The 25,518-nt window shown below is 60.9% G+C and carries 19 protein-coding genes; 10 read left to right on the forward strand and 9 right to left on the reverse strand.

All coding sequences use genetic code 11. From position 1 onward, the window contains the following. Window positions 1-19: 19 nt before the first annotated feature. The 3 genes from ACIOTN_RS14670 to ACIOTN_RS14680 are packed head-to-tail and all read right to left on the reverse strand — an operon-like array spanning window position 20 to window position 4,634. Complete coding sequence (locus ACIOTN_RS14670; RefSeq protein ID WP_402735567.1) at window positions 20-1,027, reverse strand: NAD-dependent epimerase/dehydratase family protein; 1,008 nt, start codon at window positions 1,025-1,027, stop codon at window positions 20-22. Continuing rightward, complete coding sequence (locus ACIOTN_RS14675) at window positions 1,024-3,612, reverse strand: alpha/beta fold hydrolase (protein WP_402735568.1); 2,589 nt, start codon at window positions 3,610-3,612, stop codon at window positions 1,024-1,026. The genes ACIOTN_RS14670 and ACIOTN_RS14675 overlap by 4 nt, the downstream gene beginning before the upstream one ends. After that, window positions 3,609-4,634 (reverse strand): 3-oxoacyl-ACP synthase III, encoded by a 1,026-nt coding sequence (locus tag ACIOTN_RS14680; protein WP_013348415.1) that lies wholly within the window; start codon window positions 4,632-4,634, stop codon window positions 3,609-3,611. The genes ACIOTN_RS14675 and ACIOTN_RS14680 overlap by 4 nt, the downstream gene beginning before the upstream one ends. A 417-nt stretch (window positions 4,635-5,051) precedes the next feature. On the opposite strand from ACIOTN_RS14680, the gene ACIOTN_RS14685 reads away from it, so the two are divergent. Continuing rightward, window positions 5,052-6,371 carry a YjiH family protein gene (locus ACIOTN_RS14685; RefSeq protein WP_402735569.1) on the forward strand — a complete coding sequence of 440 codons (1,320 nt, stop codon included), beginning with the start codon at window positions 5,052-5,054 and terminating at the stop codon, window positions 6,369-6,371. Between the two features lie 824 nt (window positions 6,372-7,195). Beyond that, window positions 7,196-8,170, forward strand: coding sequence for an ADP-ribosylglycohydrolase family protein (locus ACIOTN_RS14690; RefSeq protein ID WP_402735570.1), 975 nt, complete (start codon window positions 7,196-7,198; stop codon window positions 8,168-8,170). Between the two features lie 22 nt (window positions 8,171-8,192). Here ACIOTN_RS14690 and ACIOTN_RS14695 read toward each other — a convergent pair whose 3' ends face one another. Continuing rightward, window positions 8,193-8,504 (reverse strand): DUF1883 domain-containing protein, encoded by a 312-nt coding sequence (locus ACIOTN_RS14695; RefSeq protein ID WP_166650648.1) that lies wholly within the window; start codon window positions 8,502-8,504, stop codon window positions 8,193-8,195. A gap of 473 nt (window positions 8,505-8,977) precedes the next feature. Here ACIOTN_RS14695 and ACIOTN_RS14700 point away from each other — a divergent pair, with 473 nt between their 5' ends. Then, window positions 8,978-9,580, forward strand: a complete 603-nt coding sequence (locus tag ACIOTN_RS14700) for a hypothetical protein (protein WP_133832980.1) — start codon at window positions 8,978-8,980, stop codon at window positions 9,578-9,580. A gap of 95 nt (window positions 9,581-9,675) precedes the next feature. On the opposite strand, the gene ACIOTN_RS14705 is transcribed toward ACIOTN_RS14700, so the two are convergent. Next, window positions 9,676-10,719, reverse strand: a complete 1,044-nt coding sequence (locus ACIOTN_RS14705) for an NAD(P)-dependent alcohol dehydrogenase (RefSeq protein WP_402735571.1) — start codon at window positions 10,717-10,719, stop codon at window positions 9,676-9,678. A 558-nt stretch (window positions 10,720-11,277) separates the two neighbouring features. On the opposite strand from ACIOTN_RS14705, the gene ACIOTN_RS14710 reads away from it, so the two are divergent. Together ACIOTN_RS14710 and ACIOTN_RS14715 are read left to right on the forward strand one after the other, a co-directional pair. Further along, entirely contained in the window at window positions 11,278-13,509 is a 2,232-nt protein-coding gene (locus ACIOTN_RS14710) for a polyribonucleotide nucleotidyltransferase (protein WP_332731277.1), read from the forward strand. A gap of 620 nt (window positions 13,510-14,129) precedes the next feature. Then, window positions 14,130-15,011: a PaaX family transcriptional regulator C-terminal domain-containing protein gene (locus tag ACIOTN_RS14715; RefSeq protein WP_105658210.1), complete on the forward strand. Its 882-nt coding sequence runs from the start codon at window positions 14,130-14,132 to the stop codon at window positions 15,009-15,011. Here the strand turns inward: ACIOTN_RS14715 and ACIOTN_RS14720 are convergent. Both ACIOTN_RS14720 and ACIOTN_RS14725 read right to left on the reverse strand, forming a co-directional pair. Then, on the reverse strand, window positions 14,988-15,731 hold the full coding sequence (locus ACIOTN_RS14720) for an alpha/beta hydrolase (RefSeq protein ID WP_181148899.1): 744 nt from the start codon (window positions 15,729-15,731) through the stop codon (window positions 14,988-14,990). The genes ACIOTN_RS14715 and ACIOTN_RS14720 overlap by 24 nt on opposite strands. Window positions 15,732-15,804: 73 nt before the next feature. Then, the gene (locus ACIOTN_RS14725; RefSeq protein WP_105658208.1) at window positions 15,805-16,293 is read right to left on the reverse strand and encodes a cupin domain-containing protein; all 489 of its coding nucleotides are present in this window, start codon (window positions 16,291-16,293) and stop codon (window positions 15,805-15,807) included. 227 nt (window positions 16,294-16,520) lie between these two features. Here ACIOTN_RS14725 and ACIOTN_RS14730 point away from each other — a divergent pair, with 227 nt between their 5' ends. Both ACIOTN_RS14730 and ACIOTN_RS14735 read left to right on the forward strand, forming a co-directional pair. Then, entirely contained in the window at window positions 16,521-17,555 is a 1,035-nt protein-coding gene (locus tag ACIOTN_RS14730) for an MBL fold metallo-hydrolase (RefSeq protein ID WP_105658207.1), read from the forward strand. Further along, the gene (locus tag ACIOTN_RS14735; protein ID WP_402735572.1) at window positions 17,552-19,027 is read left to right on the forward strand and encodes an MFS transporter; all 1,476 of its coding nucleotides are present in this window, start codon (window positions 17,552-17,554) and stop codon (window positions 19,025-19,027) included. Before ACIOTN_RS14730 ends, ACIOTN_RS14735 begins: the two co-directional genes overlap by 4 nt. Before the next feature lie 391 nt (window positions 19,028-19,418). Here the strand turns inward: ACIOTN_RS14735 and ACIOTN_RS14740 are convergent, their stop codons facing one another. After that, window positions 19,419-20,762, reverse strand: coding sequence for an aromatic acid/H+ symport family MFS transporter (locus tag ACIOTN_RS14740; RefSeq protein ID WP_332489234.1), 1,344 nt, complete (start codon window positions 20,760-20,762; stop codon window positions 19,419-19,421). A 113-nt stretch (window positions 20,763-20,875) separates the two neighbouring features. On the opposite strand from ACIOTN_RS14740, the gene ACIOTN_RS14745 reads away from it, so the two are divergent. The 3 genes from ACIOTN_RS14745 to ACIOTN_RS14755 all read left to right on the forward strand — a co-directional run bounded on the left by ACIOTN_RS14745 (window position 20,876) and on the right by ACIOTN_RS14755 (window position 24,029). Further along, window positions 20,876-21,355, forward strand: a complete 480-nt coding sequence (locus ACIOTN_RS14745) for an acyl-CoA thioesterase (protein ID WP_402735573.1) — start codon at window positions 20,876-20,878, stop codon at window positions 21,353-21,355. Between the two features lie 209 nt (window positions 21,356-21,564). Then, on the forward strand, window positions 21,565-22,380 hold the full coding sequence (locus tag ACIOTN_RS14750; RefSeq protein WP_402735574.1) for a cyclase family protein: 816 nt from the start codon (window positions 21,565-21,567) through the stop codon (window positions 22,378-22,380). Then, the gene (locus ACIOTN_RS14755; protein ID WP_332595227.1) at window positions 22,377-24,029 is read left to right on the forward strand and encodes a thiamine pyrophosphate-binding protein; all 1,653 of its coding nucleotides are present in this window, start codon (window positions 22,377-22,379) and stop codon (window positions 24,027-24,029) included. Before ACIOTN_RS14750 ends, ACIOTN_RS14755 begins: the two co-directional genes overlap by 4 nt. Here ACIOTN_RS14755 and ACIOTN_RS14760 read toward each other — a convergent pair. Continuing rightward, on the reverse strand, window positions 24,026-25,363 hold the full coding sequence (locus ACIOTN_RS14760; protein WP_402735617.1) for an amino acid permease: 1,338 nt from the start codon (window positions 25,361-25,363) through the stop codon (window positions 24,026-24,028). The two genes, ACIOTN_RS14755 and ACIOTN_RS14760, sit on opposite strands and share 4 nt — an antisense overlap. Between the last annotated feature and the right edge of the window lie 155 nt (window positions 25,364-25,518).

Genomic DNA, 25,518 nt, shown 5'->3' on the forward strand with positions numbered 1-25,518 from the left:
CTCCGGAGGAAAAGCTTGCTCACCGCCGGTAGTGCTCCGCCAGCTTCTCCAGACCCTCGTCAATGCCTACCGCAGGTTTCCAGTCCAGGACTTCATGGGTTTCGCGCTGGTCGAACCAATGCGCGGTAGACAGCTGCTCGGCCAGGAAACGGGTCATCGGCGGCTCATCATGAACCAAGTTGCGCGAACCGGCTGCCAACCACAACTTCTCGATCACCGAACCGGCCGCACGGGCCAGCCAGCCCGGAACGTTGAGCTTCGGAGCCGGGGCGCCGCCAGCCTTGCAGATGCCGGCGATCAGCTCGCCCACCGGCCGAGGTTCGCCATTGGTGACTACCAGGGCTCGCCCGTGGGCGTGGTCCATGCGTTCCAGGCCGCGGACAATCGCCGCAGCGGCATTGTCGATATAGGTGGTGTCGATCAGCGCTGCGCCCTGGTCCAGCAGGGGCAGCCGTCCGGCCTTGGCCCGCTGGATGACGCGTTCCACCAGCTGGGTATCGCCGGGCCCCCACACAACGTGCGGGCGGATGGCGGTGACGCGAAGTGCTGGCGAATCGGCGCCCAGGGCATTGAGCTCGGCCGCTGCCTTGGAGCGTGCATAGAATCCATGCGCCTTGGCCGGATCGGCCTCACCCGCACCGGCGCCCGCCAGCGAATCGCCGAAGTGCGCCACGGAAGGGGAAGAGACGAACACGAAATCCTTGATTCCTGCGCGCTTGGATGCTTCGAGCAGATTGCTGGTTCCCGCGATATTGGTGGCGGCGAAGTCTTCCCATGCACCGGTGAAGGAGACCTTGGCTGCCAGGTGGATGACCGCGTCCATGGACTCCACGGCCGCGGCGACAGCCTGCGGATCCGTGAGCGAGCCGCGGACTTCATCAGTGGCTGATGCCGAGCTGCCGCGCTGGAAGGTGCGCACATGGTGGCCCTTGTCGCGCAATAGCTGGGCTACAGCGCCACCCAGCATGCCGCTGGCTCCGGTGACCAGAACGCGACGGGCAGCGTCTTCATTTTTCGATGGGCTCACGGATTGCGGATCCTTCCACCTGCGAGGGTCGCGGCAGCCCAGTGGGCGAGCGCGGCCCGGTCAATCTTGGAGTTGTGCCGGATATCGGTGGGCAGGCTTGGGACTACCAGGACCGCTGCCACCTCGGTGCCGGTGGCCGCGACCGCGGCGCGAACCTGGCGGGCCAGATCGCTGGCGGCCGGACCGGATTTGCGGGCCGCGGGCACCGTTTCCATGACGACCACCGCGGCCTGGGTTCCGTCAGGTCCCACGCCGACCAGCGCGGCACGGCCAGCGCCAGCAACCGACTCGACAGCATGTTCGGCGGCCACCGGGGTAATCGCGCCCTTGGCGGTGCGCAGTACGTGGCCAAGGCGTCCTTCGACCCACAGGCGTCCCTGCTCATCCAGATGCCCGACATCGCCGGTGCGATGCCAGCCGGGGATGGAGACGCTGAGCTGTTCGGTGATCCACAGCCGGTCGTAGCGGTCCTTGACGTGCGGGGCGCGGACCAGGATTTCGCCGGTGGCATTCGGGGTGTATTCCGGCTTGTCTCCGGCCACGCCCAGGGCGTCAATCGGTGCGATGGCGACGGTGGCTCCGGCGACTGCGGTGCCCACGCACACGCCATTGCCCGCTCCGGCAGCGCGGATGCCGGCCAAGTCGATATCGGTGACTGGCAAGGCCTCGGTCATGCCGTACGGGGTGTGGACCCGGGCATTGGGAACCAGGTCCTGCACCTTGGCCAGCAGATGCTCGGGAATCGGGGCGCCGGCGGACAGCATCAGCGAGACGCCTTCCAAGGTTTCCCGCTGAGCCTGGTTCAGCGCATCCTGGGTTTCCAGGACATTAGCCAGCGCGGCGGGGGAGGCGAAGACGGTGGTTGCATCCACTGCGAGGGCGGCGTCTGCCAACGCGGCGGCAGTCAAGGTCCGCGGTGCGGTGACGTCCATGTCCGGGGTGACCGAGGTGGCACCCAAAGCAGGGCCCAGCAGCGCGAACGGCGCGAAGCCTGCCACCAGCGCAGAGCCGGCCTTGAGGTTGTAGGTTTCACGCAGGGTATCGCGCATGGCGGCCAGTTCGCGATGCGTGTACACCACTCCCTTGGCCGGACCGGTGGAGCCGGAGGTGAACAGGACCGCCGCATCGGCATCCGGATCGGATGGCTCGAAAACCCTGGACCCGGAAGCGGCCTGGCTGCCGGCTTCATAGAGCTCGGGCAGGGTATGGGCTACCCCCAGCAGCTTGCGCTTCGCAGCAGGCAGGTCTCCAGCGGCAATCCTGGTTCCCGGCCAGCCGAACAGCCGCGCACCGGTGAGCGCACGGTCGATGCCAATCAGGTAGCTCGGGCCAGCGCCCTTGATGGCTCGTCCCATGCCCTTGGTGCCAAGGCCGGCATCGGCCACCACAATGACCGCACCCAGGCGCAGGCAGGCGTAGATCAGGGTGGTCAGTTCAATTCCCGGTGGAACCAGCAGGTTCACCCGGTCGCCGGCCTCCACTCCGATCTGCCGCAACCCTGCGGCCAGGGCATTCACGCGCTCGCCCAGTTCGGCCCAGGACAGCGATCGCGCAGGATTGATGTCCACCACCGCGGCCGATTGGTCCTCGGTGCGCGAATCGAGTTCGGCAAGCATCGGACGGTATTCGCCCAGGGATTGGGCACGCGAGGTGTTCTTGGAACTCTTCTCGCCGGCAAGCCACTGGAAGATCGGGGTGGCAATATCGTTGTCTTCGCCCACCAAATGGCTGGAGCCTTCAAAGCGGTGTACCTGGGCGTGGGGCAGTCGCGACATCAAATCGCGCAGGTAGCGGTCGGAGAAGACCGGGTCCTTGGGTCCCCAGAGCATCAGGGCCGGGACCTTCAAGGAGCGCACTGCTTCCGAGATCTCGTCCAAGGCCGGACGGCTTGGGTGATCCTGGGAGAACGGGATATCGGCGACAAAGTTGGCTACGCCCTCGCGCTTTTCAGCGTTGGTGTACGGGGCCATGAAGGCCTTGCGGATATCCGGGGCCAAGGCCGGCTGCGCCAACGAGTGGGTTACCTGCAAGAAGGCAGGGGAAGTCTTGGTGCCCCAACCGTGCACCGCGGGATGGGACGCGAGTTTCAGCGCGGCGGGAAGCTCGAAGCCTGCAGGGTGGATTGCGGTGTTGGTCAACACCACGTTCTCCAGCTGGTCCGGGTGGGAGACGGCCCAGCCCAGGGAGATGATGCCGCCCCAGTCATGGCCTACGGTGGTGATTTTGCCGGTTAGCCCCAGTGCGCCAGTCAGATCGCCGAGATCGTTGACGCGGTCGGCCAGGCGGCGGAACTTGCCGCTGCGCTCGGAGAAGCCCATGTCCAGCTGGTCCACTGCCACCACTCGCCACAGCAGCCCGTGCTCGGACACGTGGTTCAGCAGGCTGCGCCAGAGGTAGGACCAGGTGGGGTTGCCGTGCACGCAGAGCAAGGTGCCGGCCGGCTCAATTCCGCGTTGCTTCAGTTCTTCGTTGTTATCCAGGACGTGCCACCGGTGCCTAGTGCCCGGGGAGTCCACCTGCGACGTGGACGGTACTTCCAGATACTTAGAATAAATGGCATCTACACCGGGGAAAAGCTCGGTCACCAGGCAATCTCCATCATCGCGGTGTTCAGGCCGGAACCCACACCCATGCACAGCACCCGGTCGCCCTTCTTCAGCGAGTCGGCTTCTTGGGACAGGGTCATGGGCAGGGAAGCCGGTCCGACATTGCCCCACTTGGAGAAAGTGATTGGCACGCGGTCCTTGACCAGGCCGACGGCCTTGATAATGGCATTGGTGTAGGACTTGGAAACCTGATGGGTCACGTAGCGGTCCATGGACTTCCAATTCCAACCGGATTGATGGGCTTCATCCCAGGCATCCACGACCAGTTCGAGGCCGTTATCCAGCAAGCCCTTCGTGTCCGTGTACATGCCCGAGGGTCCGCCGACACACAGCTCGTGGTGCTCGGTGCCGGCACGCGATACGCCGCCGACGATGCGGTGCGCTTCCGGGTGCGCATCCGCTGGGCCAATGACCGCAGCGGCGGCGCCGGAACCCAAGGTCAGCGTGGCGAATTCACGCATGTAGTCATCGCGCGTGGAAGTTTCAGCGTTCAGCCGCTGGAAAGTGGTTTCCTGCGTTGGCTTGGCGTCTTCGCCGGCAACAATCAGGGCGTACTTGATCTGGCCGGAGTCGATCATGTTCGCTGCCAGGCTCATGCCGTTGACGAAGCCGAGGCAGGCGTTGGCCACGTCGAAATTCATGGCGGAGGATGGCAAGCCCAAGCCGTTGTGCACCTTGGAAGCCACCGACGGCTCCAAGTTGCGGCGGGTGACCGAAGTGTTGATCAGCAGGCCGATTTCGCTGGCATCGACACCGGCCTGGGCCAGCGCCTTCTTGCCGGCAAGAATTGCAGCGTCGTCGAATTCAACGCCATCGGACCACCAGCGGCGTTCCTTGACCCCGGAAACTCGTTCCAGAAGCTTCTTGGACAGGCGAAGGCGTTTCAGGCTAGGAGCAAGTCGCTCGTCGAATTCTGCAGAGCTCACCACCTCGGGTGCGAGGACGCTGTTCACTGATAAAAGCGCAACGTTGTGGTGCTTAAAGGTGGCATTGCCGTTCAAAATGGTGCCTTCGTTTCTGCTGGACTATCTATGTGCTGCGTGCTGCATTGAAACGTCGTGGCCGATGGGTGTGCGCCATCGGTTGCGTATGTGTTCTCCCTAGGTTATTCCCTGCATGACGCCAAGACCTATTTGAGCGCATGTTTTCAGCCGAAAGCTGGAATCAGTGCCTATGCAGACTATATCGATCCTACAGACTAGTCCTATGAGAATCATGGCAAGTGGGGGCGATCGTTCTGTGGGCCTGCTTCCATCTGCGCAGCCACAGGAAGCGCGCAGAAGCGCTCATCTGCGCGAAGTCTGAAACTCCGGACAATAAAAGCGATCCCCGTCACATTGCTGGGCCAGAGTCGCGTTGTATGGATAGCGCATCAAATCACGCTGATGCCCTCGCCCTCATCGACAAGGCGGTATCCAATGACAACTTCAAGCGTTGAAGCACAAAGCACTCTTCCGGTCGTTCTGCGATTCGTGATCTATAGCCTTATCGGTATCTTGTTCTTCTTCCTCCCCATCACCATCAACGGCAAGAGCACCATCCCGTTGGATCACTTGGTGACGTGGATTCAAACTGCCGCGGCACCGGTCGTTCCGTACATTATCTTGCTGATGCTCATCTGCGGGACAGTTATTCCCTTCGTCACCGGAGGATGGAAGGCATCCAAGGTACGTGGCATATTCGCATTCCTGAACATCTTCGGGCTGGCTGTCGGCTGTTCGCTGCTCTTCAACTTTGCCCCGGCGTGGCTCAGCGATCCGGACATGGGTCCTTTTCTGCTGGACAAATTGGTCATTCCCGTTGGCTTGATCGTTCCAGTAGGTGCCATCTTCTTGGCCTTGCTAGTTGGCTACGGGCTGATGGAGTTCCTTGGTGTCTTCTGCCAACCGGTCATGCTTCCAATTTGGCGCACCCCGGGACGTTCGGCCGTGGATGCCGTGGCTTCCTTCGTGGGAAGCTACTCGCTGGGTCTGCTGATCACCGACCGCATGTACCGTGGCGGCCGCTACACGGGTCGCGAAGCTGCCATCATCGCTACCGGTTTTTCCACGGTGTCAGCCAGCTTCATGGTTATTGTTGCCAAGGCGCTGGACCTGATGGACCACTGGAGCCTGTACTTCTGGCTGTCGCTGGTAGTCACCTTTGCGGTGACCGCCATTTCGGTGCGCATTCCGCCTTTGAGCCGGATTCCAGACACGACGTACCTGGGCATGGAACATGACAAGGAAAAACTGGTCACGGGCAATCGTGCACGCGTTGCCTGGAGCGAAGCCATGGGAGCCTCGCGGCGAGCGCCATCGCTGCTCAAGAATGTCGGCGCCAACGTATGGGATGGGCTGAAAATGGCCATGGCAATTTTGCCGTCCATTCTCTCTGTCGGATTGCTCGGACTGGTGGTTGCCCGCTTCACTCCAGTTTTCGACTGGCTAGGATACCTGTTTGTCCCATTTGCCTGGATCGTCGGGCTGGATGACCCGTTGCTGGCTGGCAAGGCTTCGGCTACCGGCATTGCTGAAATGTTCCTTCCAGCAACCCTCATTGCGGGACACGAATCCATCGAGCTGCGCATGGTGATCGCCATCGTTTGCGTCTCTGCAATCATCTTCTTTTCAGCATTGGTGCCATGCGTCCTGGCGACGCAGATTCCGCTGAACATCCCGCAGATGGTAGCTATCTGGTTCGTGCGCGTTGTCCTGACCATCCTCATCGCGACACCAATCGTGCGCATGCTGCTATAGGTCGGCTGCGCTGGCGCACGGCAGCTTGCGAAACCAATGGGTTGAACCGAGTGATGCTTTCCGATTCGACGCGACCACGCCATGTCGCGGCACTGTTGCAGCTTTGCGATTCCTGAATGCCGTTGCAAGGCGGAGACGATCCGTCGTTGAATGGTCGAACCGATACGACGGAAAGCAGGTTCCAATGAATCACTTACACGAATCAGGTGCTCCGATGCAGGGTGATCCGAGTATTCCCGACCAGCCAGAACCGCCAGCGCAACCGCCGACACCAGATGCTCCGCCAAGCCCGGCGCAGCCGGACGTACCACCAAGCCCTTCGCATCCGGATGGGCCGATCCCGCCCCCGGGCCCGCAGGATCCCACTGAGCCGGCGCCGGGGCACCCAACTGACCCCACGACTCCGCCACCGCCTGCATTCGCCTAGGCGCAACGACCGAGGCTGGCGACATCCAATGCCCTGCAGGAACCTGGTTCCTGCAGGGCATTGGCCATAACTGCAAGAAGTTGGGTCAAACGCCTATCGAGATCAAGGAGATCTGCCTCCGCTCGGCGATGCCCGTGAGCGCTTGCAGCAAGCCGGGACAGCGACGAAGCCAACCGGGTGAGCTATTTGCCGAAGTCGGGATCGCAGGTAGAAGCGGAACGGTTATCGTGACCGCATCAATGTCCTCGTTCGCTATTCCGGTCGACGACGCAAGGACGCAAATCAACCGTGGGAACGCTATCGGGGCCGCTCAGGTAGCTCTACTGTCGCCGCGCATCGGTACAGTGGATCCAAGCAGTATTACTCTGCATTGGCGACCACCCTGTGAAAGGCGCAAATGGCACATTCAGTACAGGTGAAAGATCGAATTCGTGGAGTCCTGACCGGGATGGCTGCCGGAGATGCCCTGGGCGCGGGCTACGAATTCAACGCACCGTTGCCCGAATCCGCCAAAATTTCGATGATTGGTGGCGGGTTGGGCGATTTTGCGCCCGGGGAGTGGACCGACGACACCTCAATGGCCATAGTCATTGCCCAGGGCCTGCTGGATTCCAACGGCAAGCTTGATGGTGACGCGAGCAACTACATGGTTCGGGAATGGGCCAAATGGGCCACGAACGCACCGGACGTCGGCAACCAGACGCGGGCTGTACTTGCCCACGCCCAGCATGTTGCGTCTGCTGACGGAAGAGCCGAGCCGACCGCTGATGATGCGCTAGCTGGTTCTGAACAGATTCACCGGAGAACTGGCCGCTCCGGCGGGAACGGCAGTCTCATGCGCACAGCGCCCGTGGCGCTGGCTTATCTGTCTGAACCGCCTGCTGCCGCATTCGAAGCTGCGGCAGCTATCAGCAAGCTGACCCATTTTGATGATGAAGCCGCTGAGGCCTGCGGGCTTTGGACAGTAGCCATTCACCACGCTGTGCTCACCGGCGAACTAGATATTCGCAGTGGTCTTGCGATGCTTGAACCAGAACGCGCACAAGCATGGGAGCAGCGCATCCACCAGGCCGAAAACCATCGACCTCGGGACTTCACAAATAACGGTTGGGTCGTTGAAGCATTCCAAGGTGCTTGGAGCGCGATCGCCACCGCCGAACCGGAAGACGGGAACGCTCGCTTGGTTCCGGTGCTGGAAGCGGCTGTTCGCGGAGGCGTGGATACCGACACCGTGGCAGCCATCGCCGGATCGCTCATTGGCGCAGCTTCAGGGTTCTCGAGTGTTCCGGCGCAGTGGGTGGATATGGTCCACGGTTGGCCCGGAATGAGGATGCAACAGCTTGTCGATATTTCGAGTGCGCTCGCGGGCTAAGTTCTCCTGCGGGATCTTGCTTCTAGTCCCGGGCTGGTCGTCGAGCTTCCAGCTTCTGTGGCAGCACGATGCTGACTTCGTGGCGCACCCCACGCGCACCGAGGCCAGTCAGATCAATCGCTAGAAACCAGGGTCCGGAATGGGGCACCTTGATTCGGTATGGAGCACGGCGTGCCAGTCCACCGTATGCTTCGAATTCTTCTCCGTCCTGGAATGCCGCGAAATTTTCCGGATCCATCAACCGCAGATGAGCCGGTCCACTGAGAGTCACTACCAAGATGCTTCCCCGCTCAATGAAATCCCAATAATGTTCAGCAAAATTAGGCTCCGCCAATGCCAGCCTCCTCGATCCCAGGTGATCCGCCGAGCAGCGGATCCAGACCCATTAACTCAAATTCAGGCCAGTGTCGCCAACGCACCCGAGGCAAGAGCACTGTACCGGTTCGGGCATTTGCAACGGCAAAGCTGCAGGAGTCTGGAGAACGGGGTCTTCTGGTCTTTGGGGTGCGTCGCGTTGCCACCTCAACCGATGCCAGATCCGCGATCGCAAGACGGCTAGTGGCAATTACCATTCGAGCTGCCGGCAGGTGGCATGAGCCGATCGCTGCATTGGACGAGCCGGAAGCCATCGGCTATTGGGTCCCGGATACCGGGGCAAGGAAGCAATATGACGACTCGAACGATTCGATCTCAACCGGATTGACGTGCTAGGCGGCAATTAATCCGCTGCTCGCGATAGCGTACCTAAGTGGGATGAAGTAACGCACAACTTGGGTCATGGCGGCCCAGAGCAATGAGGCAAAGTTCATGGATTTACTGACGGGCATTGGCCTGGAACAACTGCGAATGTGGATTTGGATTCTGGTCATTGGTTTTGCCGTGGCGGCGGGGCTATGGCGGCGGCACCAGCTAGTGGCGGTCGCCCTGGCCTCGGTGCTCTTATTCGCCGCTGCCAGCGCCGGTGCCGGGATCTATATCCTGAAGCGGCCAGGTGATCCGCGATGGACCATGGGCGAGCCTCCGGTGAATGCCCCTGATCTTTCCGGAATACCAGTTGTGGGCAAGCAACTGGCTCCCGTGGAATCTGCATTGGAATCGATTGCCGGGGGAGTGAATTCCTTCTGGGAATTCAATCAGGCCCTGCCGGTGGCCCTCGACTTCTTTGAACGCAGCGGCTGGGCCCTGCTCGCGGCCATTCCGCTGATCATCGCCATGATGATCAAGACTTTCAGGGCTGCCAGCCGCCGCAGGCAGGAACTGAAGAACCTCAGTGGTGCCGTGGCGCAACTCCAATCCGAGCTTGCCGCGATCAAGGGGAATTTGTCTGAGCAGGGCACTGCGGCCGAGGCTCCAGAACAGGGCAGCCAACGGGAGAACGCAGGCACTCGTAGATCGCGCCGGGGCGAATGAACGTTAATTAGCCAGACGCGAAACGGCGCCGGATCTGTCCTGCACTGCTGGACAAGACCGGCACCGTTCTCTGCGACCCGAGTGAGCTGGGGTAACTAGGCCAACGTCGCGGTATCGATTACGAAGCGGTAGCGGACATCGGATGCCAGCACGCGCTCGTAAGCCTCATTGATCTGCGTGGCACCGATGACCTCGATCTCTGCGCCAATGCCATGCTGGGCACAGAAATCCAGCATCTCCTGGGTTTCCTCGATGCCGCCGATCTGCGAACCTGCGAAGGAACGGCGTCCCCCGATCAGTGCGAAGGCATTGACAGGCAACGGTTCTGCCGGAGCACCAACGTTGACCATGGTGCCGTTCACGCGCAGCAGTCCGAGGTAGGCGCTGACGTCGATGGAAGCGCTGACGGTGTTGATGATCAGGTCGAACTTCTTCTGCAGATCCTTGAAGGTGTTCTCATCGCTGGTGGCCCGGTAGTCGGTTGCGCCCAGCTTCAGTCCATCATCCTTCTTCTTCAGCGACTGCGACAGAACGGTGACCTCAGCGCCCATGGCACTGGCGATCTTGACCGCCATGTGGCCCAGGCCGCCGAGTCCCACGATGGCAATCTTCTTGCCCGGCCCTGCACCCCAGTGCCTCAGCGGGGAGAAGGTGGTGATGCCGGCGCAAAGCAGGGGCGCGGCAACATCCAGATCGATGCCTTCAGGAATGTTCAGGGCGAAGTTCTCGGTAACCACGACATGCGTGGCGTAGCCACCTTGGGTCATGCTGCCATCACGGTCAAGAGCACCGTAGGTACCAACACTCTGCTCGCAGAATTGCTGGTCTCCGGCAAGGCAGTTCTCGCATTCCATGCAGGAATTGACCATGCAGCCCACGCCAACGCGGTCGCCCACCTTGTGCTTGGTTACCTCTGGCCCGACTTCGGCAACGATGCCGGCAATTTCGTGGCCCGGGACCAGCGGATAGTTCTGGTTTCCCCATTCTCCGCGCACCGTGTGGATGTCGGAGTGGCAGATGCCGGAGAACTTGATATCAATCAAGACATCGTGCGGACCTACTGCACGACGTTCAATCTGCGTCGGAATGAGTCCATCAGTCGCAGAGTGCGCTGCGTATGCATTGACCATAGTTGCCATCAGGTTTTTCCTTTGTCTTGCGGGTTGCGACTGGAAATGTTCTGGACTGCGGCGATTGCCGCGGTCCGTCAGGGCAAAGCCCATGGAGAACAACAATCGACAGGCTATGAATAATCCCGGCTGGAGAAAATTTCCTTCCGCAGGTTTCCCTGCCTAAATGAGGATCAACGCGCACCGTGCTGGTTGCGCCCGGGGATCGCCAGGGCAGCAGCGCCGCATGATCTTCGCTGGTTGCCCAGGCTGCAAGGCCGCTCTCAAACGATGAATGGCAGCGACGCAAGCGGCTGGCACGCGCCTATCGCCCAAGAACTGCGTCTTTTGCCAATTCCCGGTAGGCTAGTACCTGGGTCTGCATGTTCTATGCGGGCCCCAAAAGAAAATAACTCCCAGGGCTGACTGACCGTTGGTCCCGACCGCCAGTTTCGCGGTCCTCGGTAGTGACTTTCGCTAGGGCAAATATGCGCCTCAGCGCGGGTCTCGATCGAAGACCAGATCTGGGTAGGGCCACACGGTTCGCTCATCCACCACGTGGGAGCGATCGAAAGGAGCACCCCCTTAATGGAGGGTCCAGAAATCCAATTCGCCGAAGCACAGATCGACAACGGTCGCTACGGCACCCGCACCATTCGCTTCGAAACCGGCCGCATTGCCAAGCAGGCTGCAGGTTCGGCAATGGTCTACATCGATGACGAGACCGCACTGCTCTCGGCAACTACCGCTGGCAAGCACCCACGCGAAGGCTTCGACTTCTTCCCACTCACCGTGGACGTTGAAGAGCGCATGTACGCAGCCGGCCGCATCCCAGGCAGCTTCTTCCGCCGCGAAGGCCGCCCATCGACCGAAGCCATCCTGGCTTGCCGCCTGATGGACCGCCCACTGCGCCCAGCCTTCGTCAAGGGCCTGCGCAACGAGGTCCAGGTTGTCGTCACCGTGCTGTCCATCGAGCCAGATGAGCTGTACGACGTCGTAGCGATCAACGCTTCGTCGATGTCCACCCAGCTTTCGGGTCTGCCATTCTCCGGCCCAATCGGCGGCGTTCGCGTTGCACTGGTTGATGACGGAAACGGCGCACAGTGGGTTGCCTTCCCACGCCACTCCGAGCTGAAGAACGCTGTCTTCAACATGGTTGTTGCCGGCCGTATCGCTGGCGACGACGTTGCCATCATGATGGTGGAAGCTGAAGCTACCGACAACGCTTGGGAACTGATCAAGGAACGCGGCGTCCAGGCTCCAACCGAAGAGGTTGTCGCTGAGGGCCTTGAGGCTGCGAAGCCATTCATCAAGGTCCTGTGCGAGGCCCAGGCCGACCTGGCTGCTCGCGCTGCCAAGGAAACCGTTGAATTCCCGGTCTTCCGCGATTACGAAGAAGATGCCTTCGCCGCTGTCGAGGCTGCTGCTTCGACCCGCTTGACGGAGATCTACACCATCGCTGACAAGCAGGAGCGCGACAACGCTGCCAGCGCATACAAGGAAGAGATCGTTGCATCGCTGGCTGGCGAAGGCAACGCTTTCGCAGGCCGCGAGGGTGAAATCTCCAAGGCATTCGGCGCTGTTACCAAGCACATCGTGCGCCAGCGCATCCTGACCGACCAGATCCGCATCGACGGCCGCGGCCTTGCTGACATCCGCCAGCTCTCCGCCGAGGTCGAGGTTCTGCCTCGCGTTCACGGTTCGGCAATCTTCGAGCGTGGCGAAACCCAGATCATGGGCGTCACCACCTTGAACATGCTGAAGATGGAACAGCAGATCGACTCGCTGTCGCCGGTGAAGACCAAGCGCTACATGCACAACTACAACTTCCCTCCATACTCGACCGGTGAAACCGGCCGTGTTGGTTCGCCTAAGCGCCGCGAAATCGGCCATGGCGCACTGGCTGAGCGCGCACTGGTTCCAGTGCTGCCTAGCCGCGAGGAATTCCCATACGCAATCCGCCAGGTCTCCGAGGCATTGGGCTCCAACGGCTCGACCTCCATGGGCTCGGTTTGCGCATCGACCCTGTCGCTGCTGAACGCTGGCGTGCCACTGAAGGCTGCCGTTGCAGGCATCGCCATGGGCCTGGTTTCGGACACCGTAGACGGCGAAACCCGTTACGCTGCCCTGACCGATATCCTCGGTGCCGAAGATGCCATGGGCGACATGGACTTCAAGGTTGCAGGTACCTCCGAGTTCGTTACCGCGATCCAGCTGGACACCAAGCTGGATGGTATTCCGGCATCGGTTCTGGCCGCCGCGCTGACCCAGGCTCGCGAAGCACGCCTGCACATCCTGAACGTTCTGAACCAGGCTATCGACGCCCCGGATGAACTGAACGTCAACGCTCCACGAATCATCTCCGTGAAGATTCCAGTGGACAAGATCGGCGAGGTCATCGGCCCTAAGGGCAAGATGATCAACCAGATCCAGGAAGACACCGGCGCTGACATCTCGATCGAAGATGACGGCACCGTGCTGATCGGCGCAACCAACGGCGAGTCCGCTGAAGCCGCCCGCTCGGCCATCAACGCTATTGCCAACCCTCAGGTTCCTGAGGTCGGCGAGCGTTACCTGGGTACCGTCGTGAAGCTGACCACCTTCGGTGCGTTCGTTTCGCTGACCCCGGGCAAGGACGGCCTGCTGCACATCTCCGAGCTGCGCAAGATCAACGATGGCAAGCGTGTCGAGGACGTCGAAGACGTCGTCGGCGTTGGTCAGAAGCTGCAGGTGGAGATCACCAAGATTGATGACCGCGGCAAGCTGTCGCTGGCTCCAGTCGTCGAGGAAGAAGCTGAAGAAGCAGTTGCTGCTGAGTAGTCTTTAGATTCTTGCTGAAAACCCCGATTCGCTTGGCGAATCGGGGTTTTTGCTTATTCTTGCCCGGGAGCTGGTTCCTGCCAAAGTCTTTGGCGGTCCTGGTTGGAGGCAAGACCTGATGACGCAGCCCATTGGACTCTCGCAGATCTTCTTCATATTCCAAAGCGCGTGCCGCTTGGCGGAGAGAACCTATCGCGGGGGCTCACGCTTCCAATTCAAGAAGCATCTGCAGTGCCTCGCGAGAAATTGTGCGCAAGGCATTTCCACTGCGCCGCGCTGCCCTTTCGGACGACCTCAGTGGAGTTTCTCAGGCGCTAGCTGCCAGCCTGATACCCAGTACCTTGCGGGCCGCAGCTAGCGCCGGACAACACGTGCTGTACCCCATTGCCGCTTTCCAGCCACGTTGGCTTTGGGCGGAGGCAAGCACTGACCTTAACCAGATAAAACCATCTGGGTCAGATGGACTGCGGAGAGTTGAACCAGCGGTCCTAGTGTCCAGAGTGTACTCGTTCCGGTTCGCTCAGGCGCAGAGCCGCAGGCGGGAAGGCGCTGATACCCCTGATTCGATCGCTGGCCACCTAGGATAGGAACGAGGAATAGAAAAAGTAGCCGTAGCGCAAATGAAGGACGTTGAACCAGTGGATATCGGGGGAACGAAACTGCAGCATCAGAATCTGCTGGTGACGCTGTACGGCCTGTATGGCGAATCGGCCAGTGGCTCTTTCCCTGTTTCTATCATCGTCGAGATGTTCGATGCCTTGGGTATCAGGTCGCAAGCAATCCGCTCCACCATTTCAAGGTTGAAAAGCCGCGGCGTGCTAATTAACGAACGCGCAGGGAACGAATCCCAGTACCAGCTCTCCGCCGAGGTTATGGACAGCTTCCGGAAGGACGACCAACGGATCTTTGCTCCTTCGCGTTCAACCTCCGGGGACTCCTTGGTGCTGGCTATTTTTTCCGTACCCGAGAGCGAGCGGAATCGCCGGTACGAACTGCGCACCGAGCTGGCTAGCTTAGGGTTCGGGATGGTCTCCGGAGGAGTGGCCGTGGGGCCGCATCTGGCATTCGAGCAGGCTAAGGTCCGCTTGGATGCGCGAGGATTGTCCAAGTACGTCGAGTTCTTCAAGGCTGACTACATGTCCCCTGCCGATATCCGGGACAAGGTTGCCCAATGGTGGGATCTTGAAGCACTGGACCATCAGTACACCGACTTCCTCCAGTTGTATGTCGGACGCTTAGGAACGTGGCAGCAACGGCTAGCTGATCCCGTCGAGTCAGCCGAGCAGCGCTCGGAACTGGAGCGGGCGGCTTTCGCCTTCTATATTCCGATGCTCACGCGCTGGCGGCGTTTCCCTTATCGGGATCCGAATTTGCCCTTCGAATACCTGCCTGATGGGTGGAAAGCTCCGCAGGCCAAGAAGACCTTCCTGGCGTTGCACGCGCTGTTGTCCCCGCATGCGGAGCTATACGCGAGTCGGCTACTCGGCTCGCGCGTCGACTAGTACCTGCCGCATCCAGGTCTGCACGGCCTGCCAATGATGCTGCTGCGGGTCGATGATTTCAAAGTGGTCCAGCGACCGGTGGATCATTTGTTCCGGCAGAACGTGTCCGGCCAGGGAATCCAGGTATTCCCGCGTGTGCTCCAGCGGTACCCGGTCGTCGTTGAACCCGTGGACCAAGAGCGTTGGCACCGAAGGCGGTGGGGCCTGGATTGGCGAAGCATCGTGGTAGATTGCCGGAATCCCGGCCGGAGAATCGCCGAAATATTCCATTGCTGCACCATCGCCGAGGGATTCTGCATGCACCTTGGAAGCATCGGTGACTGGAGCGAGGCCTACCACGGCATCGGCGAAATTGGAGTTCAGCAGCGCCAATTGACCGCCGACCGAATGTCCGATAAGAATAGCTGCCTCGGATTGGCCCTGGTATCGCAACGTGCTGCGCACGAGCTGGATTGCCGCGGCCACATCGAAAGATGGGGTGGGCCACGGGTGGTCCGGACCGCGCCGGTATTCCACGTTGGCCACGCTCCAGCCAGAGCGCAGCAAATCGTCAGCCATCGGTTGCATCACGCTGGCGGTGATCCGCTGGCGCCAGTAGCCGCCGTGGACCAGGACCGCAGTGCCCAGGGAAGGCTGTTTGAACGGGTGCGCCAGGATGAAATGCTGGTCGGGATGATCCCCGTACTTGAGCAACTCGGACTCTCGCGTATTTTGCGGCACTGCGCTTTTTCCTTCCATCCTGCGGCGGCCGGCAGGAGTATCCCTGCCGGCCACGTAGTAATTCCTGCCAATGCTAGTCTGCGCCGGGTACGGATCCCGGTGGCAGGAAGTCCACGTCACGCAGTGCTGAGAGGCGGACAACTTCCTCCGGGTCAGACAAGTTGTGAAGCTCATCGAAGAGCGTGGACAGTTGTCCCGAAGGGCTTACCCAAAAGAGCGATTTGCCCGGTGCGCCATCCTTGACGTAGTAGGCGTGAGGAAGTCCCATGGGCATGCGGACGGTATCGCCAGGCCCGGCCTTGAACCATTCGCCGTCCAGGTACAGGGTGTAAGTGCCTTCCATTATGTAAATGTGCTCATCTTGCTTAGGGTGCACGTGCGGAGGCACACCGGTTCCAGTGGGATCAAGGGAAAGCCATGCAAAGCTGCTGGAACTCTCGACCTTGGAGAGATAGGTGTGGCCGAGGACATTCCACGTCTTGTTGCCCATTGATTCACTGGCCAAAGTTATGCCCTTGGGCAGATCGCCCAGAATGATTTCTTGGCCTTGCTGCTGTTCCATGATGACTCCTTAGCGGGTAGATGGCTGGTGCGTCCAGCATGGCATGAATCACATTAGATATGCAATAGGTCTTGCGATCGCAAAATTCGGTGTATATGATTTCTATCACTTCGGCCTATGCTGCCGGACTCTTCACTACCCTCGCAATTCACGCATCGCGGTCGATGGGACCCGTTGCTGCACTCTACGAGTAAGGCACCAATGTGAATACCACTCAGGTAAAAGGAATGAGCGTCTACACGCTTGGCACCGGAGGCGGCCCGATCGTTTCCAGTTCCCGTGCTGGCACCAGCACGGCGATTAGGGTCGATGGGGCAACCTACGTGATTGACTGCGGCATGGGAAGCATCCGCAATTACCGGTCGCATGCCGAATGGGGCGAATTGCGCGCGGTGCTGCTGACCCATCACCACTCGGACCACATCTACGATCTCGGCGCCTATCTGGTGACCGGGTGGCAGGTCCCGGGGGAGTCTTTCGCCCGGCCTATCCAAGTTTTCGGCCCTGGACGTCCCAATCGCATCCCCGCCCTTGGCCCGGAGCACGAGCAGCAGATCGCTTCGCGCGTCGCCGAGCGGGAAATGACCAGCACCGAAGAAATCGTCGATGCGCTGCTGGACAAGGTCTTCTCCTCCGACGTGTTGATCCGCATGGCCGATGAAGGCCGCGACGAACCCCACGAATGGATCCAGTCGCAGAACATCCAGATCCCCGAGGCATCCGGGGCCTGCGCAGTTGAAAACCGCCACCCGGAAATGGAGCCCTTTGAGATCTACCGAGATGAGCTGGTGGCGATCTCCGCGATTCTGGTCGACCACCGCTTGTGCTTCCCGGCATTCGCTTTCCGGATCGACTCGCGCTACGGTTCCGTCGTGGTCTCCGGAGACACCGCCTACTCCGAGAACTGCATCAGGCTCGCCCGCGGAGCTGACTTGCTGCTGCATGAGGTCATCGATCTGCCTGGCATCCTGGCGACATTCCCGGACGGCCCGACGCGCGATGGCATCGAAGTGCATTTGCGTGAATCGCACACGCCGTACAGCGAGGTGGGCAAGGTCGCCGCGAAAGCCGAAGTCGGCGCGCTGGTGCTGCATCACATCGTTCCCAACACCCCCGGTGCCGCTGATCTGGAAGCTATGCTGGAGACCGCACGCGGTGATTTCGCGGGGAATGTATCCATCGCCGAGGACAATGACGTCTTCAGCATCGGCCCGGCGGCGCTGGAACTCTCCGCGGCCGATTCCAAGGGGAGCTTGGTATGAGTACGACACAGAATCTCGCGGACCACACCTTGCGTGCGGCCATTGCCAACGGCAAAATGAACCGGCGCGCCTGGATGGTGACCGGCATGCTGGTACTCTTCCAGATCGTGAACTTCGCCGACAAAGCTGTCCTGGGGCTCGTGGCTGATCCCGCCATGCGCGAACTCGGGTTGACTGCCGGTCAGTTCGGCTTCATCGGCAGCGCCTTCTTCTTCCTCTTCGCCATTGTCGGCGTTATTGTCGGCTTCCTGGCCGGAAAGGTATCCACCCGCTGGATCTTGCTGACCATGGGCATTGCCTGGGCAGTCCTGCAGTTCCCGATGCTCTTCGGCGGAGGCGCGGCAATCCTGCTGGTCACACGCATCCTGCTGGGTGGAGCCGAGGGGCCGGCGACCCCCATTTCGCTGCAGCATGCCCACGGCTGGTTCAATGCGAAGGAACGTGGGCTGCCCAGCAGCGTCATCGCTGCCGGTTCAACCCTGGGGCCGATCCTCGCGGCTCCTGCCCTTGCATGGATCATCGCCAACCCGGCCCTGGGCTGGCGCTGGGCCTTCGGTTTCCTGGGGATCTTCGGGCTGCTCTGGAGCGTAGCGTGGCTGCTTCTGGGCCGCGACGGCCCGTACAGCCATTCCACGGCGGGCAAGGCACAGGCGAAAGCCGGTGCCATCTCGTTGGCGGAGGACCAGCAGCAGGCTGGGCAGAAACCGGAACCGGTCGCCGAATTCGACCTGCAGGGCAAGGGGAGCATTGCGGATTCCTCCGATCTGCTGAAAATCGTGCCGATTCGACGAGTCCTGGGCTCGTGGATGTTCGTGGCAGCGGTGCTCGCAGGTGCCGGCTGCTTCTGGGCGCAGGGTTTCTTGACCACGTGGTCCCCGAAATATCTGGGATCCGTCGTTGCCCTGACACCGGAAATGATCGGTTTGGTCTCCACCTTCCCCTGGGTGATCGGCGCTATCGCGCTGCTGGTTTTGGGCTTCGGCTCCCGCTACCTGATGAAGCGCGGCGTGACGGTTCGCTGGGCCATGGGCGCCCTGTTCGGCGCAACGTTGCTGATCTCCGGGATCTGCTTCTCGATCCTGCCCTTCCTCTCCGGCTACGCCGCCGTGGCGATGCTGACTCTCGGTGCCGGTACGGCAATGATCTATCCCTTGGCTCCCACGGCAATCGCCTTCAGCGTCTGCTCCAGGCAACGCGCGGCCCTCATGGCCACGCTCACTGGACTGGCTTCGGTGGGCGGCGTGGTCGCTCCCGCAATGGTCGGTGGCCTGATGGACAGCGCGGGCTATATTCCCAGCCCTAAGGGCGTGGCTGACTCGGCAGAGATGGCCGAGCTGCTGGCTCAGGGCATGAATGCCTCATTCGGGATGATCGGAATCTACCTGGTTGGTGTTGGCATCTTCTGCGTCTTGATGCTCAATCCGGACCGGACAGCGCGCAAGCTGCAGACCAGCTTCACGTTCACCGGCTAGCCAAGATCGCCCCGGATCGAGCTGCAGGATCCCATCGGCCAAGTCGCAACGGCCGATGGGATTCTGCTGCACATGGCGATCCGCGGCCTAGCTCCTATGGATGCCGGTGGGAGTGATGGCGCAGGAAGCATGGCCGCACTCAGGGCAGGCATTCATGGAATGCGCTGCAATGCCTGCATGGCTGTTTCGCCTTTTGGAAAATCCCTTTGCATTCCACCCGGCCATCGTTTCCCCGGTGCCAGCGCACTTGCATTTCGCAAGTGCGATCTTGCCGGCAAGCGGACCCTTGGCAGGCCTGGGGGTGCTGGAAAAGGATAAAACCGTGGCACACCGCTGTGCGCGGTGTGCCACGGTTCAGGACGTTCGTGCTGGAAGGTGCGCAGAGCCAGGGCTAATCGGACGCGAAGGCCTGCTTGGCCTTGGCAGATCGGGCAGCATCTGGTTTGATGCGTGGTGGAATCATCGCCACGGAAATGGCGGCGACTACGCCGACGATGGCGAAGAATACGAAATTGAACTCGAAGCTGATGCCCGAAGCCGCGATCCAGCCGCCGATGATGGGGCCGGAGATGGCGCCGATGCGGGCGAAGGACAATGCCCAGCCCGTGGCCGTGCCGCGCTGCGCGGCCGGGTAGTAATCGGCAATGTATCCGGTGAGAACCAGCGACGTGGAAATCGAGCCGATGCCGGCGAAGGCCACGAAGAACAGATTGACCAGCATAGTATTGGGGAACATCAGCAGGAGGATGCCTCCCGCACCGAGCAGGTAGAAAATCACCAGAATGGTCTTCTGCCCGTACTTGTCGGCGAGGAAGCCCAGGGCCAGTCCGCCGGCGGCTGAGGCGAGGGAGAAGACCAGCAGGAATGTTAGCGAGGAACCGAGGTTGTACCCTGCGCTGCGCATGATCTGCGGCAGCCAGGTATTCAAGCCGTAGACCAGGACCATGCCGCAGAATAGCGAGATCCAGAAGAAGATGGTTGATCGCAAGTACGTTGCGGAGAACATGGAAGCCATGACCTGGCGCCAGGGGGCCTTGCCGGTGCGAACCGGTGGCGCCACGGGCTCGTAATCGGGGATGCTGTGCCGGGCGGCCAGTGCTTTGGCTTCGCTGATCCGCCCCTTGGATACCAGATATTCAAGGGATTCGGGAAGCATCCAGGCAACTAAGGGAAGTAGAACTACAGGTAATGCGCCCACCGCGATAACCCCGCGCCAACCTATCGCGGGCAGAAGCGACATAGCGACCAAGGCAGCGGCGACGATTCCCAGGGAATAGCCTGAGTACATGATGCCGTAGTTAAGTGAGCGTTTCTTGGGTGGCGAATACTCGATGGTCAGCGCGGCGGCCACCGGGATGATGCCGCCCATACCCAGTCCGCCGATCAGCCTGAAGAGGCCGAATATCTCGGGAGTAGGAGCTAGCGCGGCACCGGCTTGGGTGATTGTGAAGACTAGCATGGCCAGCAGGAGCATGCGCTTACGGCCGATGATGTCGCTGAGCGTGCCGATGAACAGTGCGCCGAAGAGCATGCCCACCAACGCGTAGGCTCCGAGGCCGCCGAGCTCCATGGGACTCAGCGACCATTCCTTGTATTCGGCCAATGCCGGGAGCACTGCACCGAGCACGCCGACGTCGTAGCCTTCGGCCAGGATGGCCAGCCAGCAGGCGAAGAGCACCATTGAAGTGGTTCGTTTGGGGATTTTCCAATCCGCGGCTGCGGGGGATTTCGGCATTTGTTCAATCTCCTTGTGTGGGTAGGGCGGAGTTCTTGGAACACCAATAGGATTATCACGTTAAAGTGACGTGCGTTACAATAGCTATACACTTTTTAATTAGGGGGATCTTGATGCCTACATTCGCGGGAATGGACGAATCCGGGCAGTTGTTGCAGCAGCTCGCCGCAGACTTCATTGCGTCGGGAATCGCAGGAACGGCGTTGGAGCGAACCATTGAATGGGTTGATACCGATGCTGCGGGGCATCATCATAATTCAGCCATCTTGCGCTTCGTCGAGGCGGCCGAAGCCAAACTGTTTCGCGAGGCTGGCGCGGAGTCCTACTTCGCCATCTCGCCACGAGTCCGCCATGAGGTCGACTATCGGGCCAAGCTGTATTTCGGCCAAGCGGTGACCACCGCGATTCGCGTGGAGAAGGTCGGGGCCAGTTCGATGTCATTCGGATTCAAGGTCTGGGGGAGTGCGCACCAAGGGCGCGGGTTCGCGCTGGCCGCTGAAGGCCGTTTCGTGACAGTGTGCGTTCCAGTTGGCGGTGAGTCATCTGCCCCCTGGCCCCGTGAAATCCTCGCTGGCATTGATGCCGGTTCCTGAGCGCGGCACCGCGCTCCGTGCGAGCTGGTGGATATATGTGCGAGCCAGGTTTGCGGAACTAGGTCTTCGCCCCTGGTTCTCCTTCGGGTGACCTGTTGGCTAGCAGAGGTGGTGCTGGTAGATTGAAGCTAATTCCGCGAATGTGACGACCGTCAGGATCTCTCTATCGTCGGAATGTGTCCTGGACCGTCTCTGCCCAAGGAGAAACAATGCCTGCTGCCGAAGAAACTTGCACGAGCGCGATATTGTCCGCTCTGGCCTCCGGGACTGTCCAAGTCCATGACCTGACTGCCCCGCTGTCGGACAGGACTGCAACCTTAGTACTGCCCGATCCGTTCTCGAACCTCATTGATTTCAGTCTCGAAGAGGTCTCGGCCTACAACGAGCCCGGACCATACTGGAAGCACCACAATATCCATACTGGTGAGCACATCGGAACGCATATAGATGCGCCGATCCACTGGATTTCGGGACGAGGAGGCAAGGACGTGTCGCAGATTGATCCGCAACGCCTGGTAGGTCCGGCCGTCGTGTTGGACTTCAGATCCTTAGCAGCAGATGATCCGGATGTTCTCATCGATGTGCACCATTTGGAAACGTGGCAATCGGAATATGGGCGGTTTCCTTCCAAAGCGTGGCTGCTTTTCCGCACCGGATGGGAGCAATACGGTGATGACAAGACAGCTTTCCTGAATGTCGATGCCACCGGATCGCATACTCCCGGGTTTACTGCGGAGTGCGCCAGATACATTGCCGAGAAGCTGGACATTTCCGGCATCGGCGTGGAAACGGTGGGGATCGATTCCGGCAATGCCGGAGCACTGGAGCCGCCATTCCCCATGCATTACTTCCTGCTCGGTGCAGACAAATACGGGATCACCTCGCTGAAGAACTTGGACAAGCTGCCCGTGTTCGGAGCGATGCTAGTGGTTGCCCCTCTGCCCATAGTTGGCGGTACCGGCGCACCGACCCGGGTGCTGGCATTAGCGCCCCAAAACACCAAGAAAATGGAGGCACAATCGTGAACGTTGCTGAACTGGTCGGCAAGACGCTGGCAAACTTGGGCGTAGGGCACGCTTTCGGCGTGGTGGGAAGCGGGAACTTCGATGTCACGAATGCACTGATTGCCAACGGGGTGCCATATACCGCAGCGCGGCATGAGGGCGGCGCAGCAACGATGGCCGATGCCTACTCACGGACCAGCGGCCAGATCGGCGTGGTCTCGGTGCACCAGGGGTGCGGCCTGACCAACGCGGCCACCGGCATTGGAGAAGCCGCCAAGTCACGCACCCCGATGATCGTGCTGGCCGCCGAAGCCGCCCCGAGCGCCGTGTATTCGAACTTCGCCATGGACCAGGGCTCCTTCTCAACCTCCGTCTACGCCGTCTCCGAACGAATCCACAGCGCCCGCACGGCAGTGGCCGATACAGTTCGCGCCTACCGCAGAGCAGTGAACGACCGGCGGACGGTTGTACTGAACCTGCCATTGAACATCCAAGGGCTCGAAGCTCCGGAATCCCCGGTGGCAGCCGAGGTGGTTCCGGCGGAGCCGGTCCGCCCCTCGCGTGCCGCGGTGCGAGCGCTGGCGGTACTGATCGAAAATGCCCGGCGCCCGGTGTTCGTCGCAGGGCGCGGCGGACGCGGGGCCAAGGCCGAAATCCTGGCGCTGGCCCGGCACAGCGGGGCGCTGGTGGCGACCTCGGCGGTGGCCAAGGGCCTGTTCAACGACGAGGAATTCAGTCTCGGGATCTCCGGCGGGTTCTCGTCGCCGCTGGCCGCCGAGTTGATTGCTGGAGCAGATCTGATTGTGGGCTTTGGCTGCGCGCTGAACATGTGGACCATGCGCCACGGTCGGCTCATTTCCGAGGGCACCAAGGTAGTGCAGGTGGACCTGGAAGAGTCCGCCCTGGGGGCGAACCGGCGCATCGACTTGGGCGTGATCGGCGACTCGGCGCAAAGCGCACGCGATGCGCTGGAATATCTGGAAGCGCAGAAGATGCCGGCGCGCGAAGGCTACCGCACCTCCGCGGTGAGCCAGCAGATCGCCGAGGGGGCCAACTGGAGCCAGGTAGCCTACCGGGACCTGTCCACAGACGACCGCATCGATCCGCGAACTCTGACCAAATCGCTGGATGAGCTGCTGCCGGCCGAGCGCATCGTCAGCGTGGACTCGGGCAACTTCATGGGATACCCGAGCCAGTTTCTCGCCGTTCCAGACGAGCACGGTTTCTGCTTTACCCAGGCGTTCCAGGCGATCGGCCTGGGGCTCTACACGGCCATCGGAGCGGCTTTGGCGCAGCCCGGGCGCTTGCCGGTGCTCGGCACCGGAGACGGCGGATTCCACATGGCCATCGCCGAACTGGATACCGCGGTTCGGCTGAAGCTGCCAATGGTGTGCATCGTCTACAACGATGCCGCCTACGGGGCGGAGGTACATCATTTCGGCGATACGGGTACGGCACCGAATATGGACTCGGTGACCTTCCCTGACACCGATTTCGCAGCCATCGGCCGCGGTTTCGGAGCCGATGGCATCACGGTGCGCAAGCTGGAGGATCTTGACGCGGTAGCCAGCTGGCTCGGCTCGGATCCCACGGGGCCGCTGGTCATCGACGCGAAAATCGCTTCGGACGGCGGTGCGTGGTGGCTAGCGGAGGCATTCAAGGGGCACTAGCCCAGCCCTGGAACCGCGATTGCTGGTGGGTGGCCCCGGTGCGGCGCATGGTGCGCTGCGCCGGGGCTCGCTTGCACCTTCAAGGCGTCGCTGATCTTTTCAGGCTCGCGCGGCTGGCTTGAGCCGCCAGTCTCCTCATTCCCGGTGCCTGGACCTGCCTGTGCCAGCTTCATGCGCTTGCGCATCAGGAAGTACAGGGCAGAGACGGTCAAGGCGAAGGGAATGCCGAACAGCAACGTCATGGAGAATTGCTCGGTGAACAAGGTCGTGACCAGCAACGCGGCCATCAGCTGCGCCCCGGCCGCGGATCCAGCGGGATAGTACGGCAGGCGGTATTTAAGCGGTGCTGCACTGCGCCGATGGGAACGGCGGAAGAACAAGTGCGTGATGAAGATCAGCATCCAGGCCATCATTGCGCCGAACATCGACAGCGCCATCATTATTGTGAAACCGGATTCTGGATTCGATGCGTAGATGATGGCGGCCACGGCGATTCCGCCAGCCGAGAGCAGCAGGGCGTTGACCGGCGCGCCGTTCTTCTTCAACTTACCCAAGCTGCTCGGAGCCTGCCCGCCGCGGGATAGAGAGAAGATCATTCGCGTGGAGATGTACAGCTGCGAGTTCATGGCGGAGAGCGCGGCGATGATGACCACGAAATGGAGAGTGGAATCGTCAAACGGAATGCCGATCACCTGCATCACCGTGACGAACGGGCTGTCGCCTTCGAGGATCTCGCTGACCGGTGCGATGGCAAGGATCAGCGACAGGGTCAGGATGCAGAAGAGGAAGAGCCTGAACAAGGTCACCTTGAAGGCCTTCTTCGCTGCGACTTCGGGATCTTTTGCCTCACCGGCTGCGACGGCGATCATTTCGATGCTCAGGTAGGAGAAGATCGCCACGACAACGGCAAACCAGACACCTTGGGCCCCGCACATGAAGAATCCGGATTCCGCGGTGTAGTTCTGGAATCCGAAATCATTGCCCCTCTGGCCGAAGACCAGATAGGCAGCAAGCAGGATGAACGCGGCAATAGCGAATTCCTTGGTGGCGGAGAACCAGTATTCCAGTGTGCCGAAGGCTTTGACATTGAACATATTCACCCCGATCAGCAAGGCCGATAGGCCGATGATCCACACCACTGCGGGCAAATCCGGGAACCACATTCGCATGCAGCCACCCACCGCCGTGATTTCGGTGCCTACGGCCAGTACGAGGCAGGACCAGTACAGGTATTTGAGCAGGAACCCGGTGAATGGGTTGATGTAGTGCTCGGCGAAGGCGCCGAAGGAGCCGGTCGTCGGGTGCGCCAGGATCATCTCGGCCAACGCCCCCATGAGCAGCACGGCGATCTACCCGCCGATGGCGCCGCCAAGCGCAATCATGCTCAGCTGGCGCGAAGTTAGCTCCTTCGACAGGCCGGCTTCTCGCTGTGCGATTTGATCCAGGGAAGATTTCATTGAATTATCCAAAGGTGGTTTGGTGGCCGATT

Origin of the sequence: Glutamicibacter sp. NPDC087661 (assembly GCF_044743275.1) — a bacterium.
Lineage (GTDB): Bacteria > Actinomycetota > Actinomycetes > Actinomycetales > Micrococcaceae > Glutamicibacter.

Coding starts and splice junctions, on each gene's coding strand:
- ACIOTN_RS14685 (WP_402735569.1), top strand. CDS start 5,052: ATGACAACTTCAAGCGTTGAAGCACAAAGCACTCTTCCGGTCGTTCTG.
- ACIOTN_RS14690 (WP_402735570.1), top strand. CDS start 7,196: ATGGCACATTCAGTACAGGTGAAAGATCGAATTCGTGGAGTCCTGACC.
- ACIOTN_RS14700 (WP_133832980.1), top strand. CDS start 8,978: ATGGATTTACTGACGGGCATTGGCCTGGAACAACTGCGAATGTGGATT.
- ACIOTN_RS14705 (WP_402735571.1), bottom strand. CDS start 10,719: ATGGCAACTATGGTCAATGCATACGCAGCGCACTCTGCGACTGATGGA.
- ACIOTN_RS14710 (WP_332731277.1), top strand. CDS start 11,278: ATGGAGGGTCCAGAAATCCAATTCGCCGAAGCACAGATCGACAACGGT.
- ACIOTN_RS14715 (WP_105658210.1), top strand. CDS start 14,130: ATGAAGGACGTTGAACCAGTGGATATCGGGGGAACGAAACTGCAGCAT.
- ACIOTN_RS14725 (WP_105658208.1), bottom strand. CDS start 16,293: ATGGAACAGCAGCAAGGCCAAGAAATCATTCTGGGCGATCTGCCCAAG.
- ACIOTN_RS14730 (WP_105658207.1), top strand. CDS start 16,521: ATGAGCGTCTACACGCTTGGCACCGGAGGCGGCCCGATCGTTTCCAGT.
- ACIOTN_RS14735 (WP_402735572.1), top strand. CDS start 17,552: ATGAGTACGACACAGAATCTCGCGGACCACACCTTGCGTGCGGCCATT.
- ACIOTN_RS14740 (WP_332489234.1), bottom strand. CDS start 20,762: ATGCCGAAATCCCCCGCAGCCGCGGATTGGAAAATCCCCAAACGAACC.
- ACIOTN_RS14745 (WP_402735573.1), top strand. CDS start 20,876: ATGCCTACATTCGCGGGAATGGACGAATCCGGGCAGTTGTTGCAGCAG.
- ACIOTN_RS14750 (WP_402735574.1), top strand. CDS start 21,565: ATGCCTGCTGCCGAAGAAACTTGCACGAGCGCGATATTGTCCGCTCTG.
- ACIOTN_RS14760 (WP_402735617.1), bottom strand. CDS start 25,363: ATGGGGGCGTTGGCCGAGATGATCCTGGCGCACCCGACGACCGGCTCC.